We start from the raw sequence: 18,077 nt of genomic DNA, 5'->3' as shown, positions 1-18,077 counted from the left end.
ACAATGGAACTCAGCAAACTTATGCTGGCTGTGATGGCCGCATCCTCCCTGACGCTGACCGCCTGTGGCGGCTCCAGCTCAAGCTCCGGTAACAACAATCAGGAACAACCAGACGATAATACCAGCGACAATTCATCCTACCTGACCGGTACCGCAGCTACCGGTCTGGCGATGGACGGTACTGTGTACGTCTACGATGCCGACGGTCGCTCCACCAACGTAGTGATCGAGGATGACGGCAGCTTCAGTGTTAACGTTGATGGCATGACGCCGCCGTTTATGCTGGAAGCCCGCCCTGACGACACCAGCCTGGCGATTCAGTATTCCTTCGCTGAAGCTGCCGACATCACCGTCAACGTGACCCCATTGACCACCCTGGCGCTGTTTCTGGCCAACGACCAGCAAAGTCTGGCAGCACTGCTGAGTGCCTGGGATGACGAAGCAGAAAGCTTTGATGAAACCGCCCTGGCGGCTGCCGAACAGGTGATTCTGGCCAACTTCGCCGACCAGTTTGAAGAGCAGGACATTGATCCGGCCACCTATGACCTGTTCAACAACATCTTCAGCGCCGACCAGACCGGCTTCGATGCCGTGCTGGACGATGTAAAAATCGTTTTTGATATGGATGGCGGCAGCTTTGAAGTCGATGTTGACGAAACCGACTACAGTTTTGATGAAGAAGCCGAACTCGATGATGGCAATAACGGTGGCGGCGACAACACCCCGGATACGACCCCGGACAGTTTCGGCTTCACCGCTGCCACTGACGTTGAACCATCCACCAGTGTAACCAGTGGTGTCGTCACTCTGGCCGGTTTTGATGATTCCCTGACCCTGACCGTCAGCAACGGCTCACTGCTTGTGAATGGCAGCAGCGCTGGTACTTCCGCATCAGTCTCCGCCGGTGACCAGATCCAGATCGTTCACACCAGCAGCGCGGATTTTTCCACCGCCGTTACCAGCACAGTAACGCTCGGTGATACTTCTGCCAGCTTCACCTCGACCACCCGCGCCGCTGACACCACACCGGAAAACATCAGCTTCAGCGCCCTGACTGACGTTGAACCCGCCACCAGTGTTGAAAGTAATCTGGTCACGCTGGCAGGCTTTGAAGGCACTCTGCCGCTGTCCGTCAGCAATGGCTCTCTGCTTGTGAATGGCAGCAGCGCGGGTACTTCCGCATCAGTCTCCGCTGGTGACCAGATCCAGATCGTTCACACCAGCAGCGCGGATTTTTCCACCGTCGTTACCAGCACAGTGACGCTGGGTTCAGTCACCACAGACTTCACCAGCACCACCCGTGCCATTGACATCACTCCAGACAACTTCGCCTTCGTGACCCTGCTCAACCGCGAACCCAACGCCACTGTGACCACTGCAGCGGCAACGCTGGCCGGTTTTGATGGTGAGCTGACCATCAGTGTGGATAGCGGCGCCAGCCTGATCATCAACGGCAGCGCTGCCGGAAGCAGCGCCCAGGTATCCGCCGGTGACACCGTCAGGGTCGTACAACAAGCCAGCTCTGACTATGACACCGAGGTGGTTAACACGCTGACGCTGGGCAGTCTGACTGTCTCCGTTACCAACCGAACCCGAGCTGCTGACACATCAGCCAACAGCTTCAGCTTTAGCGCCCAGAGCGATGTTGAGCCTGACACCATTGTGAGCAGTAACGTCGTATCCCTGGCGGGTTTTGATGAAACACTGGCACTCACCGTCACCAATGGTTCAGTGACCGTCAATGGCAGCACCGTAAGCAGCCCTGTTCAGGTTGCAGCAGGTGATGATATTCAGGTCAGCCACACCAGCTCGAGCGACTTCGACACCAGCGTGACGACCACCGTTTCGCTCGGTGACGTCAGTGCCAGCTTTACCAGTACCACCCGTGCCGCCGATACCACACCGGATGCCATCAGCTTTACCCCACAGATGGATGTCGAACCCTCCATTGCACTGCAAAGTAACCTGATCACTCTGGCAGGCTTCGATGGCAGCCTGACCGCCAGCGTGAGCAATGGCGAACTGATTGTGAATGGCAGCAATGCCGGTACTTCCGCCAGCGTCAGCGCCGGTGACCAGATTCAGGTCGTGCACACCAGCTCGTCTGACTTTGGTACCCAGCTAACCAGCAGCGTTTCCCTCGGTGATGTCAGTGCCAGCTTCACCAGTACCACCCGTGCCGCGGATACCACACCAGACAGCATCAGCTTCAGCAGCCTTGACGAGCAGCAACTTGCCACTGAGGTTTACAGTAATGCCGTTACCCTGAATGGCTTCGATGGCAGTGCCAGTGCCAGCGTCAGCAACGGCGAACTGCAGGTGAACGGCGGTTCGTGGACCAGCTCGGCCAGCGTTGCCGCTGGCGACAGTGTGCGTTTGCGTCAGCTGACCTCCAGCGCCTATGCAACCACCAGCGTGACGGTTCTGACCGTCAACAGCAGCAGCTTCAACTTCTCTACTACCACCAAAGCGCAGGATGTCACTCCAGCCAGCTTCAGCTTTGCCGCCCAGGCAGACGTTGACCCGGCAACCGTAGTGACCAGTAACAGCGTCACTGTGACCGGTTTCGACGGCCCACTGCCATTAACCGTCAGCGGCGGCACCATCCACTACAACGGCACCGCCTATACCAGCAGTGTCAATGTGCAGCCCGGTGACAGCTTCACCGTGTCTCACACCAGTGCCAGCGATCCAGAGCAAGTGACGACCAGCACAGTCACGCTGGGCAGCTACAGTGCTGACTTCACGTCCACCACCCGGGCGGCAGACACCACCCCGGATGTCGTGGTGTTTGACAGCGTGACAGGCGCCAGCATGAACCAGTTGGTCTACAGTAACAGCGTCATACTGACCGGCTTTGATGGTAATGCGGACATCAGCGTCAACAATGGTTATTACGAGCTGGATGGTTCCGGTAGCTGGGTGAATAGCAGTGCTACCGTCACAGCGGGAACCCAAATCATGCTGCGCGCCAATACCGCTAGCGGCTATGGTGCCACCACGACCGTCACCCTGTTGGTTAACGGCACGCCGTTCACGTTTGATGTCACCACAGTCGCGGCGCCAACGCCGGTGCTTGGCAGCCAGCTCTATCACCTGATTGATGGCACCATCGTCGATCCGGGTTATACCAGCACGGCTGAAGAGCAATGGCTGAACGTCAAGGATCAAATGGAGCAAGGTGCTGAGGTCGAAGTCCGCTACAGCGTCGATTCGGCAGTACAGGGCACACCGATCAACGTCTACAACGGTGAGTACAGCCTCAACTACACCAATGTCTGGCATCAGGGTACTGCCACGTCACCGACCGATATTGGTAGCTACAGCCATACCGTGACTTCCGACGACCTTGTTAAGGTTCGCCACTTCACTGCTGACAACGACCGTGAAACCGTCGAAACCACTGTCATTATTGGTGGTGCCAATGGTGCCGGTATTGCTGCTGATACGTTCACCACCCGTACCTATGATGTCGACTTCTTCAAGGTGCCTGTCATCGACAGCAGCTGGAGCGTCGGGGTTGATGAGGTGGCCGGCCTGGAAGTACCAATCGGTTATGAACAAACCGATATTACTGACGACTTCCCGATCTATACGTTGAAGTCCACCAGTTCTGGTATCAGCCTGATGAAGGGTCAAATGACCTCCAACCCGGGCAGCATTGACCAGGCATCAGTCTCTGGCAGCCATATCAACGGCGGAGACCTGACGGCTCTGAAAGTCAGTGATACCGATACCCTGCTGTTCGGTTGTATCAACGTCACCAACCAAAGGGCCAACGTTTATGTGGCTTTGGAATCAGCCGCAAATTCCGGTATTCACCTGACTTTGACCAATGTCAGCAACTGGGAAATAACCAGCTGTCAGAACCTGGCAGTGACCGACGTCGTTCACAGTGGCAGTGACATCAGCTTTACGCTGGTTGCCGCAGGTGAAGGCACCAATAATGGCACCTCCGCCTATCTGATCAGCACCACTGACTTCACCTATGACAGCAGCGCCACTGGTTACCTGACTAACCGGGTGACTCGCACCGTTCCTTCCTTGTTGACCCAAGTCGACACTACTGACCGTACCGTGCTGGCCATGGGCGCGATTGACAGCAACAACGTTGTTTACGCTGTCTCTCAGCCAAACGAAGTTTATAACGGCACCAGCGCCCTGTATCACTACAAGGCTGCCGATGGCTCCACAGATCAGCTGATTGGTAGCAATGTCGAACCATTCAACAACTGGAATGGTGTGACCTGGACGGTGGACGACATCTTTGTCTGGAACAAGCCAAATGATCCGCAAATCTATCTGGTTTCCGGTAACCGCGGTGTGATCAAGGTGACGCCGGATAACAGCAACCTGAGCGACTTCGACGTATTACCTGACGGTTCAACCTGTATTGATGGCATTACCGGTATCCCTGCCGATGACAAGATCACGTTGTATTGTCACGACCGCGATGGCGACCCAAGCCACATCATCAACTTCGACGATCAATAATCGTCCCCGCCCCGTCAGCGAGCGCTTGCTCGCTGACGGACCCATATTCCGCTATCAGTCAACTTGCCAGCCTGACGGGAGGCCGATAAGGTCACCCTCGGGCTGACACCGGCGCAGTCGGGATCAATAAAGGGGCGCAAGCCGGGATAAACCAGGACAAGGCCAGCAAGGAAGTAACCGCTATGACCACCAGCCATCCCCCTGATCACAAGCTGATAACCCGTCCATCTGGCAACCGCGGCAAAAAAACAGGTTTTGGCCGCCTGGCCAATCTGGGCTTTGCCGACCACCCGCTAGCAGATGAAATCCAGTGGGAACGACATCAGTTATTTATGAAAGAAGTCGGCCCGCGCATGATCGCCACCGTGGTCGTAGCGGTGGTTGTCGGGCTGCTGTTTATCAATTCTGCACCACTACCAGCCCTGCTGACCTGGTTCGGGCTGAACCTGTTTGTCAGCCTCAATTCCTGGCTGATTATTCGTCGCTACCATCGCCATGAGGCCAGCACTGAGCGCAGCCAGGGGCGACCGGACATTCACGACCCGCAACAGCAACAATCCATTCATCGCTGGCACCTCGCCAATCTCTATCTGGCGCTGATCTGGGGCTTCCAGTGGGCTGCGGTGCCACTGTTGTTCTTTCCGGATGCCTCACTGGTACAGGTGTTCTCATTACTACTGGTCATCACCATTACGTCGTCCATGCCATCAATGACCATGGGCCTCTACCCCGATGTGTATATCGCCTTTCTGACCCCGGTACTGGGGGCTTTTGGCTGGCACCTGTTCAATATGGATCTGGGCGACGTCTGGTTACACAAGGCGATGGCACCAGGCATCTGGATCTCGCTGGTCGGCTTCAGCTACGCCATGTTCAAAACCCAGATTCACTCGCTGATCCTGCGGCTCGAACTGCAACAGTCGAAGCAGGAAATCGAACAGGCCAACAATGCCAAAACCCGTTTTCTGGCCGCTGCCAGCCACGATATTCGCCAACCGTTACAGGCCGCTTCGTTGTACTGGAGCGCCATCAACGCAGACACCCTCAGCAAGACGCAACAACCGCTGTTTGAACGTCTTGGTGCCAGCCTCAAGGCGACCAATGAACTGCTCAATCACCTGCTGGATGTCTCGCGGCTTGACGCCGGAGTCGCCCAGCCCCGCTATCAGGCCGTGAAACTGGCAGACTTGCTCACCGAACTGAAAGTGGTGTTTCTGCCACTGGCAGAACAAAAAGGGCTGGAGTTGCTGATCCAGACCGACGACCTGACTCCGGACCAACCCGTGATGGTCAGCTGCGACCCGGCCATGACCCTGCAGATATTCAAGAACCTGATCGCCAACGCCATTCAGTACACCCCGCGTGGCAAGGTGATTGTCAGCACCCGACGTCAGGGCGAGCAGATCCAGGTCGATGTAAAAGACACCGGCATCGGAATTCCGCCAGAGCATCAGCAAGCGGTGTTTGAAGAATTTGTTCAGCTGGCCAACCCCGGTCGTCAGCGCAAGAAAGGTCTTGGCCTTGGACTTTCGATCGTCAGCCGCCTGTGCCGGGTACAGCAACTGCCACTGCAGCTGACATCAGAATCGCAGCAAGGCAGCTGTTTCAGCGTCAGCCTGCCATTGGCGACCGGGCAGGACTGCCATGCCAGCGCCAATCGCAGCAGCGCCAGCCAGCAACCAGACAACAGCCTGAGCGGCCTGAAAGTCCTGGTGGTCGATGACCATGAAGATATTCTGGATGCCCTGTCGATGCTGCTGGTGAGTTGGGATTGTGATGTCTGGATTGCCGACAGTATCAGCAGCCTCAACAACCAGCTGCGACAGCCAGCCTGCCAGCCCGACGTTGTTATCAGCGACGATATGCTGGGTGACGACGGTCAGCTGGAACAAGTGATCGCCAGCCTGCAGGCCGGTCTGGATCACGACCCGGAAATCATCATCATGACCGGTAACACCCGTCCGGAACGTATCCGCCAGCTGCAACGCTTTGGCGCGCCGCTACTGCACAAACCACTGCAAAGTGAGCAACTCTGGCAGACCCTGCTGGCACTGAAGAGTCGGAGCTAACAGAGTCAGGAATCAGACATGGATATAACCACGCTCATGCGCCACCGTCAGACATTCAACCCGGTTGTTAACACCGAGTTTTTCGAACATCAGACGAATATGGGTTTTGACCGTGTTAGGACTGAGAAACAACTGGCGGGCAATTTCCGGGGTGCTGTGGCCTGCCTGCATCAAGCGCAAAATCGCCAACTGGCGCTCACTCAGCACATCTGCCTGATGGGGTTCAGGTATGCTCAAGGCTTGCTCAGCTTCCGGTGCCAGATATCGAATACCCGCCAGCACAGCATCGATCGCCTGCAAGACTTCCTCAGCCGACTGGTTCTTGGTAATCAGCCCGGAAGCGCCCGCCTGCAACACCCGCTTCAGAACAACAGGACGGGTTTCACCGGTGCACACCAGCAAGGGCAAGGACGAATGCTGCTTGCGCACCTGCTCCAGCAATGCCAGCCCATCCATATCCGGCAGGCCCAGATCCATCAGCAGCAACTGCCAGGCTTGCTGCTGCAATTGCTGCAAACCTTCATTGGCAGAATTAACACAACGGACGCTGGCCGCTGGCCAGCACTGCCGAAACAGGTTCATCATGGCGTCGGCAAACATACGGTGATCATCAATGATCAGAATAGCGAGCGCGTCTCCGGGTAAATCGGCAGAAGTCACGACAATTCAATCCAGTTATTAAAACGATCAAAAATAGTACCGTAAAGAAGCGCCAATGTGTGTAAGCCGGAGACCAAAGCAGGTCACATACCGATATATCTCACACAATCGTCAGGCAAACACCGCCGGGCTGAGTGCCAAAGTCGACGGTTCGGGAAAACTCCACACGGTCTTGTTGTACGCCGTCGGTCTGTCTTACAGGTGTCAGACAGACCATCAAACCAGCGTCGCCAACCAATCAGCCTCTCAGTGCTGCCGACTAAACAGCAAGCTGATACCGGCCAGCGCCAGCAACGAAGCACAACCCTGGTTAAACCGCTGTGCCATTTGCGGGTGAGCAAACCACTGCCGCAGATACAGCCCAAAGATCGCGTATATAGCAATTGCCATCAGCTCAAGCGTCAGAAACGTTGTCCCCAACACCAGGAACTGCTGGTCAACATCGCCGCCGACATCGACGAACTGGGGCAAAAATGCAGTAAAGATAAGAATCGCCTTGGGGTTACCAGCGGCCAGCAGAAACTCCTGTTGCACCAGCCCCAGCTGATTGCGGGTGTTTTCAATGTCCGTCAACGGCCCGGCGCTGGAACGCCACAGCTTAAAGGCAATCCACAACAGGTACAGAGCGCCAACGATCTTGATCAGCAGAAACAGGATTTCTGAGGTATAGAGCACAACCGCCAGACCAGAAGCCGCCAGCGCAATCATTCCCGCAAATGCCGTTAGCCGCCCCAACCCGGCAATCACCGTCGGTTTAAAGCCGTAACAACGGGCATTGTTCATCGCCAATAAATTATTCGGCCCCGGCGACATATTGAGCGCAAAGCAAACCGGTACAAAAAACACCAACGTCCAGATGTCCATAAAATTTCCATGATTGAATTCGAGCCACAAAGACTCACTAGCAGTGTGAAGCTTGCCTGACCGATTACCAATTTCCGCCTTAATCCTCCAGCCGTAACAGGATTGGCCCCATCGCCTGGCGCGATTCCAGCCGCGCGTAGGCAGCTTCAAATTGCCCTAACGGGTAAACACTGTCGATATGCGGACAGATTTTTCCCTCAGCAGCCAATAAATACAGCTCTGCCAACGCATCCATTACGTCCTCATCGGTTTCCAGATGGGCATCGAAACCGAGAATGCGTTTTTCAAACACCACCACGTCCATCAGGTCGATATTGGCGTGGGTGCCTCCCGCAAAGCCGATCGAAACCAGTGCCCCGCGGGTTTTCAGGGCACTCACCAACTGCCCCGTCAGTTCTCCACCGACCGTATCAAAGGCCAGATCAACACCAGCACTGTTGGTGTATTCATACACCGCATGGGAAAGCAGGCGGGACGACAAATCAATGACCTGATCGGCCCCCATACGGCTTGCATGTTCCGCTTTCGGCACGGAGGACACTGTCGCCAGCACTATTGCACCATACGCCTTGCACAGCTGAATCAGGGCACTGCCGACCGAACCGGAGCCACCGGAAATCAGCACCGTCTGGTCTGGCTGCAGCTGACCAACCCGCCGAATCGCCTGCAAGGCGCTGACATAGTTAATAGGCAACGCCGCAGCCTGTTCCAGACTCAGGGTCTCAGGCACCATCATCAGCCAGTCATTACGAACCACTGCCAGCTGTTGCTGCAACCCGTCTTCGGTAATACCCAGTGCACCGGCACCATAGATAGCGACTCGTTGCCCCACTGCAAATACATCACTTTGCAATACCACCCCGGCACCGTCATTACTAAGTACCAGTGGTGCAGTCGACTGCGGTACCAGCCCATGACGAATCTGGTTAGAAAGTGGATTCACCGTCGTTGCATGAACCTGAATCAGGCTATGACCCGGCCGAATTACAGGCTCTGGCCGTTGTTCAACAGCCATTTGTGGATGCTCGCCAAAATGGCGGGTTACCAGGGCCTTCATGATTTAATCACCCCATTTTCAAACAACACATTAACTAAAAAGAAGCCCGGCTCGCAGCTCGCGAATACATTCGCTGCTGCAGTACAAAAACAAGGCTCAAAAACCAAAAAACCCCGTCAGAGCTAACTGACAGGGTGGCCAATATACGGGTTGGGCCAACAACCAGATCACACAGGAAGTGGGTCTGGTAAGGACTTGGATAAAGCGACCTCAGTCACCCAACAGCGGCAAGGCACGCATCATATTGCGCAAACGCAAGGCGTCCCATGGCAGGTGTTCCGCAATGCCCATACCGACCGTTTTGGTATGAGCAGTCGCTTGTTGAATCACCTGCAGCACTTCTTCAATGGTCAGCTGACCCTGAGCAATACCTTCAAAAGCATCGGCCGCAACATCCGGTCGATTGAACAGCAGCGGGCCAAATTTGCTGGCGTCGAGCACGTCGAGGTCGAGGTGAATCGCCAATACTTCGATGCCCTGATCCTTGATCCACTGGCCGATTTTCGCGGCCGAGGAACCATCACGAATCTCATCCGGGCGACAGACCTGCATCGCATGTTCGATCAGGAAGTTGGCTTCGTACTCGGATTCGTTGTTCACACCGGCATACATCACCTTGCTGGCCGCAATCGGCGCTTTCACAAAGCCGGTCAGGTCACTGTCGCCAACGCCCATCAGCGCTGCCAGTACCGTGGCGTGTGAATGATTAAACTGCGCTGAGGTCATGATGTCCGGGTGGGCATCAACCCAGAGAACGCCAAGCTTGTCGCCGTATCGTTCGCTCAGGTAGGCAAACGGAGCCAGGTCAACCAGACAGTCACCGCCCAGTACCACCAGAGAATCAGGCTGATGTTTGTCGATCAGGGTACGGCAGTGGTCAATTTGCTTCAGAATCTGTGCGCGGCCCTTGATACCGTTTTCGTCTGCAACGCTATTGGCGCTTTCGTCGGTGTGGTTAAAGGCAACATCGACGGTTTCGCTTGGGCCGTTGGTCGCCGGCGCCAGCCAGCTCAGCAGCTCGGAGCCAAAGTGATAAACCGGATTGGCACCGCCCTGCCACATCGGGAAATTCAGTCTCAGGGTTGAGGAAGTCATGGAGGCAATCTCCGTATCAGAAAAGGTTTGGAATCAGCATAAGCACCGCGCTGTGGCGGTGCTTGCCTCTGCTGGCCAGACTCTGTGACTGACCAGCCAAAGCGTATTCAGAGTGGTTTGAATCAGGAAATTTTGGCCAGGCTGACGTCGTCGCTGCTCATCTCTTCCACTTCATGACGGGACTCCGCCAGCAGGATAGAAACCAGCACCATGCCCAGTGACAGCGCGGCCATCATGGTCAGGGACTCACCAAAGAAGATGATCGAGAAGAAAGTCGCCGCCAGCGGAATCACCGCGAACGCCATGCCGGTAGCACTGGCCGGAATTTTGGTCACCCCCTTGTAGAAGCAGACGTAAGGAGCCGCCCACACCAGCGCACCGTAATACACCAGCACCAGCCAGTTGGAACTGGTCAGTGAGCTGATCGAGAAATCAGCCATTTCAGTCAGTGCCGGAACCAGGCTGAACAGCGTGCCAGTGATACACACACCGGCAGCCATGGTAACCGCAGGTAGATGCACGTCCAGCTTCTTGGCCGCGATCACACAACCACCAGTAGATAGCGTCGATAGCGCCAGGAAGACGTACCCCAGCACCGACGTTGTGCCTGAGCTTTCCGCCCCCGGAACCGTCAGCACCAGCACACCCGCAACCGCTAATCCGATCGCCAGCAGCTTACGCATACTGATCGACTCACCCAACATCAGCGCTGACAGAACCAATACCACCGCAGGCGCCAGGCTGGAGAAAATTGAACTGGTAATCACCGTGGCATATTCAAAGCTGTACAGCAGGAAAGCGGTATATAACACAGCACCCAACAGCGCCTGCACTGCAATCGCCAACCAGGATTTGGCAGGAATTGCAGTGAAGCGGGTCTTGTCGACCAATTTGGCAATCGGCAGCAAAATCACCGCACCAATCAGAAAACTGATAAAGGTAAAGGTCCAGGGCGGGATGCTGTTCATCGCATCGGCCGCAATCGGATAGCTGACGCCCACCAGGGCGTAACAGAGAATGACGTAGATGTAACCCATGTTCATGATGGCGCTCCCCAGGAGTTATTCATGGTTGATGGAATCAATCTACGGCTGGCCTGGCACAGCAGCTTGTTGTTTCAGGACAGCCATTTGGACCAGCAGGACAAGCACCGGCCAGCTACGAACAAAGTGGCCAAAATAACGTTATACTGACCAGAGTATCAGAACATTGCAGGAGCGGGTTCATCCCTGAACAGGCTTCGCGGTCGCACCCTCTGCGACAGCCACGAACAAGCCACCCTCAGGCATATTTCCTGCTTCACAAGCAGGGCTGCGATGGAGTAGCAGTAAAAGAAACGGCTCGATAAAAGCCGACAACGCCAGTTTTCTGGTCCTTTCACACCCAACCAGACGCCCAATGCATCGGGAATAAATCATGAATGTGACGCTGGATACCAACCAGGTAAAGGGATTCGATTACTGGCACGAAGTCATCTGCCGCACCTATGCACCGTGTTTGGGCATTGCCGATAACACCGACCAGTTTCGTGCCACTCTGAACGTCAGCGACCTGGGTTCACTGAAAATCAGCCAGATCCAGACCTCTGCCATTCGTTATGAACGCCGCCTGGAAGACCTCAAACTCGACCATCAGGACGATATTTTCCTGTCACTGATGGAGTCCGGTTCTGGTCATTTTCGTCAGGATGGCAACACAGTACACCACCAGTCGGGCGACGTGCTGGTGTACGACTCCGGTAAACCCTACCAGTTTGATTACGCCAGCGAATACCAGTCGACGCTGCTGCGGGTACCACGCTCACTGATGCAGTCGCGACTGAATAATGTCGATAACATCGGTGGTTTGATCCTGCCCGGCAATAGCGCTTTTGGTGCGCTGGTCGCCTCACTGATTCGCCAGAACGGCCTGCTGGCCAACTCAGCTGAATTGAAAGATGGCGCTGCCCTCAGCGCCCCTATGATGGATATGATCGCCACCTCTATCCTGCAATCGACCCAGGGCAGCTTCGACCGCAGCACCCCACAGCAGGATTTGCTCGAACGTATCCGCAGCTACATCAAAGCCAACCTCACCGACGACAGCATGACGCTGGAACAAATCGCCAGCAGCCACAACATCTCCGTACGATCACTCAGCCGGTTGTTCGCCCAACACAACGAAACCCCGCGCGGCTGGCTGCAAGCCCAACGATTGGCCCACGCCTACAACGCCCTCGCCACCGGCCAGGTGCGTAATGTCACCGAAGCGGCTTTGTCAGCCGGTTATCGGGACCTGTCGCACTTCAGTCGTTCGTTTAAAAAGACCTATGGGAAAACACCGAATTCGTTGTTGTAGCTTTCTACAACAGCCTCCGAATCAACCACTTCCTACAAATCCTTTTCGTAACACTGTTCCAGCTGCATTTTGCCCCACAATTCCCGTTCCGCTTCTTCCACCAGCTGAAAGCCATTACGTAAATACAACGCCTTGGATACTGCCAGACCTGCAACGGTCCAGAGTATGACTTTGGAGTAGCCTTGTTCAGCGCAGAAACCCAGGGCGCTATCGATCAGCTGTTTGCCGAGCCCTTTGCCACGGGCGACGGGATCGATGGAAAACCAGCGCAGTTGGGCGACCGTTGGGGATTTTTCGCAGATGCAAATGGAGCCAACCAGATTGCCGTCCAGTTTGACCAGCCAGATACGTTCGCGGGGGTTGTTGCGGATTGCGAACTGCGCCAGTGGCTCGGCGACATAGGCTTCGAAGGTATGATCATAGCCATATTCCCGGGCATACAATAAGCCGTGCTGGCGTACGATTTGGCCGAGATCGCCGGGTTCCAGGACGTTGGTGATAATCATTGCGGCTCCTTGAAATAATCGAATTATTTTTATAGGTGCTGGTTAACAGCACTGTTACTTTTTATCTGTGTCTCCATGTGGCCATTTACCACACCCGCTCGCACCGTTTTCTGCTGTTTTTATATTGCAGTAACCGCCCCGAAAACAGAAATCAATAGCCCGCAACCCCATTGGGCAACAGGCGAGTGGATAGACGCCCAGTCTGGCGTCAGCCGACATTCCACTAATGACAAAGTTGACCATCATTCCACTGGCCGCCCCAGTCCAGTGGCTGACCAACCCAGCCAAGTCGGTGAGAGCGCTGCTTCTTACTATCTCCCCAGAGATACGGTTTCAAACCACGGTCGTCATCTTCTGGCACCGGCTCTGAACCCTCGATTACCTGTGACTCCACCTCTAACGACACTCTGGGGAATAATAATGAAGACTCTGACTCAATGGATTCGAAACACTGGCTCTGTAGCTACGGCTCTGACTGGCGCGGCGGCGGTGATATTGCCTTCCCTGAGCCACGCAATTGGCAGTGACAGTGATGGCTGGATTACCCCACAAGTTGGACATCCTATGGCGATCACCTACTTCTCTCACAACAGCACCAGCGAAGCATATTCCGATGGTAAAAAAGTCTCTGACAACACCAATATCGACAGCAATGTCGCTATTTTGCGCTACTTATACCCTGTTGATGTAGGTAAAGACGTGATCTGGACGCCGAATTTTTTGCTGCCGTTTGCCAGCGTCGAAACCGCCGGTGATGCTGGAGCCCTGGGCGACAAAAAAGGCATGGGCGATCTTGGCCTGGTATCCGGCTTCTGGCCAATCCACGATTATGCTGCCCGCAAGCATTTAGCCATCGTGCCTTTCCTGTGGCTGCCAACCGGTGACTACGACAAGGACGACGCGCTGAACCTTGGCGAAAACCGCTACCGTTTCGCGCTGCAGGTGGGTGGTCAGTTTGCACTGGGCGAATCCTGGGATTTCTCCGGTTCCGTGGACACCACCTGGTACGGTGAAAACGACGATACTGAAATGAAGCAGAAGCCACTGACTCAGGTAGACGGCTGGCTGAAGTACAATATGAAGTCTGCTATGTATTCCCACGTAGCCTTTGGTCTGTCGCAGAAGTTTGGAGGTGAAACCGAAGTAGCCGGTGTATCCCAAAACGATCGAACCAGTACCACTACGGCCAAACTGCAATTCGGCACTCTGATCGACGACTCAAAAACCCGCCACGCGTTGTTTACAGTAGCCCGCGATCTGAGCGTCGAAAACGGAACCAAATCCGATGCCTACTTCGAGCTGCGTTTGACTCAGGTGTTCTGATAACCCGCTATCCAATTGGCATTGGAAAATGATTTTGGGAGGGGACCGATCACTCCGTTCGGCATCCCCTTCCGGTAACACTCATTACGACCACAGTTAGCCACCCATCCAGCCCCTTCCTCGATTCACCGTAGCCAAACCCGCACCTCTTTAGCCACTACGGCAAACCACAGCACCGTTATATCCATCCAATACCCTGCAACCCCGGCTATCACTTCAGGCGCAGCGATCCCAACCAGCCCTGTTACACATAATATCCACCAGATAAGCCAATACCGCTCTGATGATCAACTTGCCAGAAACCACTGGCATCAGAAAAAGCCCGCCGCTGAACAGCCCGAAGTGACAATCAAAGGATCACGGCAGGTCGAACTAGTCACAATCGCAATAAACACGCGCAGGTACCTGACCCAGCCACAGCAGAGGTTTAATTTCATGCGGAAAGGATCAAGAGGAACGATGGGACGTAAAGCAGGCAGCTAGCGAGGATAGCGGAAATAACAAGGAGTGGTTGCTCTGGTGGCCAGGCAGCTTTCATCGAATGTCAGCCTCTCCTGCAAGCAGTTCATGTTGCTTGCTGGAGAGGCGTCAGGCGGGATCAGTTAGCAGCGCTGAATACACGCTGCTGAATAACACCCGCACGGTCGTGACGAGCCAGGGTTTTGGCGCATCCCAAAGCGGCCAGATCGATCAACGGTTCCAGCAGGATCACGCTCATATAGGCTGCAGCAAAAGAGGCAACGGCCATTACAGACTCTGCAGTAAAGCCCATTCCATAGAAACTCCAGAATGCAACCCAGCTAACAATACCCGCCTGGTAGGTAGTAGAGAGCGCCAGTGCTTGTTTATAACTGATGTCCTTGTAGGCGGTATCGGACGCAATCAGGCGTTTGGCCAACATATGAATTGCCAACAGTGGAGCAATCAGGGTTGTGACGTTCATGCTGTATTGCGGCAGGTCAAATGGAGCAAACAGCAGGCCTTGCAGTAATAAGCCGCCTGCCAGACCGGCCGCAGCAGGCCCGGCACCAAACAGCAGGAACAGTGTTGAGCCGAGGATCAGATGCACTTCCGATACTCCGATTGGAGGATGTGGTAACACCTGAAACATAAACAGCACAGCCAATGTAGCAATAACGCTACGGATACCAAAAGCCAGCAGCGTTGAGGGGGATTTGATCGAGGATACGGCCAGATGACCAACCACAGCCAGTGAACCAGCCGCGGTTATTGATCCGAGTATGGCTTTGGCGCCGACGACCATTCCAGGTTCGATATGCATGAGGAGTTCTCCATTGAATTGTCCAGAGGCAGCCGGAGCAGTCGCTACCGGCTCTGTTCAAACAGTAGCGCCTGGGCAACTGTCTGGGCATCGACAAAAATGGGGATCATCGAAGGTAAATGCAGACTTTGATGTAGCAGCAACTATCACCAGTAACTGCGAACTGCAGTAATCAGTTCACGCCCTGGAAACACTGGCCGTAGCGAACCGCCAGTTCAGCACGGTTGGCGCACTCCAGTTTGGCGAGGGATTTGTTCAGGTGGGTACGTACGGTGCTGAAGCCAATATTAAGATAATTGGCAATTTCACGATCTGTTAGCCCCTTGCCAACCAGTTGGGCAACGTCTTTTTCGCGTGCAGTCAAACAGGAAATATCCAGTTGGCTCTGTTTCTGCCGCATGATTCCTCGACATAAATGAGGCTCCAGTACTCTTAGCAGCAACTTCTCACGCTCACTGAAATTTTCCTTTTTGTGGCTACGCCAGATACGCAGGTCACCAATGTCCTTGCCCTGATCGAACAGGTACAGGTTAATCCCGTGACGAAGTCCTTCAGGCTCCATATGGCCCTGGTAGTAGTCGGTTTTGTAAAACTCATTGGCAGGCATCACTTCCGAGGCCACGGAGCACACCCGCCTGCGCATCTCAAAGGTGATGGGATCGTGGAACTGGTAATAATTGCGATAGCGAGTCACCGACTCTTCCGACAGGTTGAGGTTGAAGCAGTCGTCAAAGATTTTCTTTTTACTGTCCCAAACATAGGAACAGGCAAATTCAGCACGCATCAGTTCGGCAATATCGCCCAGCACCATATTACGCACATCGGTTTCACCGTTCATGCGTTCAAGGTTAGCGACAATGTCGGTCAGTAGCCTGACCTCCTGAAAACTCATGTCTGAAATCATGATCGATTCCCCGTGTGGATATGCTGGCCAATGGCAGGATTCAAGGCATTTTCACCCCGGCATCAGTAACAAAAACATATCCAGCAAAAACTGTGCCCCATAAAAACGGCCATTTTAGGGGCATAACGCACAAGTATCAGGCAGATCATTCAAATCACCAGATCTTGTGCCAGCTTATGGCGCAAGCCCGGTATCAGAGGCATCAGACAATATTGAACGAAAAAATATCGCGACGGCGCATGTGGGCAACGCCCAAAAGCAGGGCAGTCATAAGCAGAATCCAGGCTCCAAATACCAGGTAAGCCCAATCCAGATTGATAGCATCAATCATGGCTCCAACAGACATGGCCGGAACAGCATTTCCAAGCACGTAGCCAAAGATGTAATAGATCGACATCAGCCTGGCCCGATTGTGGGAACCAGAACTCAGGTTGACCAATGCCGTAGCCCCCACAAACGACAGTCCATAGCCAAAACCAGACAAACAGATAAGCACCGAGAACGCCATTGCAAACTGGCCTTCGGCAGACATGATGGCTCCGATCAACGCCAACGTAGATATCACGACACCGACCACGATGGAGCGGGACTGACTGATCCTGCCACCTACTACCTGCCCCACAGCAGCCAGAAACTGAAAAATGGAAATCAATGCAGCAGCCCAGACGATGCCGTCAACAGTGGCAATTTCGATCGCAAAGCGGGTACCCGATGCCATAAATACAGAACCAATAGCCCAGGCTTGCAGCAACACCAGTATCGCCAGAGTCATTGGCCAGAAGGAAGTTGTTGAAGCAGGCTTGTGATTATCAGACTCTGCAACCACATCATCAGCCCCGGCTGCTTCAGGAGCGGTTGTTTTCAGCACTGGCACCGGAGTCAGCCAGACTAATAGAGCTGCAATCAGTGCCGTAATACAGACTGGCAGATACGACAAATGCAGCGGCCATGCATCGAGTCGGAGCATGACGCTACTGATCACGGGTCCCAACGCCGCTCCCAGAGTAAAGCTCACCGTCGCGTGTACGGCTGCCACCCGGGCAGACTTATTCGGGTGCAATTCCAACAATGCAGCACTGGCAGAACTGACCATCAAACCCGTGGCGATACCAGCAAAGACCCTACCGACAAATAACAGTAACGGGCCGGGCGCAAACGCCATAATGCCATTGCCTAGCAGAATCAGGGCACAACCAGAAACAATTATATAACGCCTGTCAGAGACCTTGTCGCCGTAGCGGCTGGTCATCAGTAAGCTGATCAATACACCCATCGCATAGCTGGCAAACAGAACGCTGATCCAGAAGCTGCTGAGTGACCAGAGCTGCTGATATTCAGCATACAAAGGTGATGGCAAACTGCTACTCATCAGCGTGGTGCAAATGGCAGTAGCTGCGCCCAGACGGCTCCAGTTGGCAAAGCGGGAAACCGGCTCAGGTGCTGCCGCAGCAGCACCCGGGTCGATGGTTGAGGATATGGCCATTCA

At 54.6% G+C, this 18,077-nt stretch carries 13 protein-coding genes; 4 read left to right on the top strand and 9 right to left on the bottom strand.

The features are described 5' to 3' along the window. Positions 1-3: 3 nt before the first annotated feature. Both K6123_RS08345 and K6123_RS08340 read left to right on the top strand, forming a co-directional pair. Entirely contained in the window at positions 4-4,494 is a 4,491-nt protein-coding gene (locus K6123_RS08345) for a beta strand repeat-containing protein (protein ID WP_221796485.1), read from the top strand. A gap of 182 nt (positions 4,495-4,676) precedes the next feature. Next, positions 4,677-6,563: an ATP-binding response regulator gene (locus tag K6123_RS08340; RefSeq protein WP_221796483.1), complete on the top strand. Its 1,887-nt coding sequence runs from the start codon at positions 4,677-4,679 to the stop codon at positions 6,561-6,563. Between the two features lie 12 nt (positions 6,564-6,575). On the opposite strand, the gene K6123_RS08335 is transcribed toward K6123_RS08340, so the two are convergent. The 5 genes from K6123_RS08335 to K6123_RS08315 form a co-directional block, all read right to left on the bottom strand. Beyond that, positions 6,576-7,223, bottom strand: a complete 648-nt coding sequence (locus K6123_RS08335; RefSeq protein ID WP_221796480.1) for a response regulator — start codon at positions 7,221-7,223, stop codon at positions 6,576-6,578. A 246-nt stretch (positions 7,224-7,469) separates the two neighbouring features. Beyond that, a complete protein-coding gene (locus K6123_RS08330; RefSeq protein ID WP_221796477.1) occupies positions 7,470-8,087 on the bottom strand; it encodes a LysE family translocator in 618 nt (205 codons plus the stop codon). A gap of 79 nt (positions 8,088-8,166) precedes the next feature. Further along, positions 8,167-9,144 (bottom strand): quinone oxidoreductase family protein, encoded by a 978-nt coding sequence (locus K6123_RS08325; protein WP_221796474.1) that lies wholly within the window; start codon positions 9,142-9,144, stop codon positions 8,167-8,169. Positions 9,145-9,354: 210 nt separating this feature from the next. Further along, positions 9,355-10,239 (bottom strand): arginase family protein, encoded by an 885-nt coding sequence (locus K6123_RS08320; RefSeq protein WP_221796471.1) that lies wholly within the window; start codon positions 10,237-10,239, stop codon positions 9,355-9,357. 122 nt (positions 10,240-10,361) lie between these two features. Beyond that, positions 10,362-11,282, bottom strand: coding sequence for a DMT family transporter (locus K6123_RS08315; RefSeq protein ID WP_221796468.1), 921 nt, complete (start codon positions 11,280-11,282; stop codon positions 10,362-10,364). A gap of 373 nt (positions 11,283-11,655) precedes the next feature. On the opposite strand from K6123_RS08315, the gene K6123_RS08310 reads away from it, so the two are divergent. Beyond that, the gene (locus tag K6123_RS08310; RefSeq protein ID WP_221796465.1) at positions 11,656-12,576 is read left to right on the top strand and encodes an AraC-like ligand-binding domain-containing protein; all 921 of its coding nucleotides are present in this window, start codon (positions 11,656-11,658) and stop codon (positions 12,574-12,576) included. A 32-nt stretch (positions 12,577-12,608) separates the two neighbouring features. On the opposite strand, the gene K6123_RS08305 is transcribed toward K6123_RS08310, so the two are convergent. After that, positions 12,609-13,082, bottom strand: a complete 474-nt coding sequence (locus K6123_RS08305; RefSeq protein ID WP_221796462.1) for a GNAT family N-acetyltransferase — start codon at positions 13,080-13,082, stop codon at positions 12,609-12,611. 420 nt (positions 13,083-13,502) lie between these two features. Here K6123_RS08305 and K6123_RS08300 point away from each other — a divergent pair, with 420 nt between their 5' ends. Beyond that, positions 13,503-14,405 carry a transporter gene (locus K6123_RS08300; protein WP_221796459.1) on the top strand — a complete coding sequence of 301 codons (903 nt, stop codon included), beginning with the start codon at positions 13,503-13,505 and terminating at the stop codon, positions 14,403-14,405. A gap of 598 nt (positions 14,406-15,003) precedes the next feature. Here the strand turns inward: K6123_RS08300 and K6123_RS08295 are convergent. From K6123_RS08295 to K6123_RS08285, 3 genes are all read right to left on the bottom strand, one after another. Beyond that, the gene (locus K6123_RS08295; protein WP_221796456.1) at positions 15,004-15,687 is read right to left on the bottom strand and encodes an energy-coupling factor ABC transporter permease; all 684 of its coding nucleotides are present in this window, start codon (positions 15,685-15,687) and stop codon (positions 15,004-15,006) included. A 172-nt stretch (positions 15,688-15,859) separates the two neighbouring features. Then, complete coding sequence (locus K6123_RS08290; RefSeq protein ID WP_221796453.1) at positions 15,860-16,591, bottom strand: helix-turn-helix transcriptional regulator; 732 nt, start codon at positions 16,589-16,591, stop codon at positions 15,860-15,862. A gap of 202 nt (positions 16,592-16,793) precedes the next feature. Next, positions 16,794-18,074, bottom strand: a complete 1,281-nt coding sequence (locus K6123_RS08285) for an MFS transporter (protein WP_221796450.1) — start codon at positions 18,072-18,074, stop codon at positions 16,794-16,796. Between the last annotated feature and the right edge of the window lie 3 nt (positions 18,075-18,077).

It is taken from the genome of Oceanobacter mangrovi (assembly GCF_019740315.1).
Classification (GTDB): domain Bacteria; phylum Pseudomonadota; class Gammaproteobacteria; order Pseudomonadales; family Oceanobacteraceae; genus Oceanobacter; species Oceanobacter mangrovi.
The sequence above is the reverse complement of the archived record's forward strand: the minus strand, read 5'-3'. Positions and strand labels throughout refer to the sequence as shown.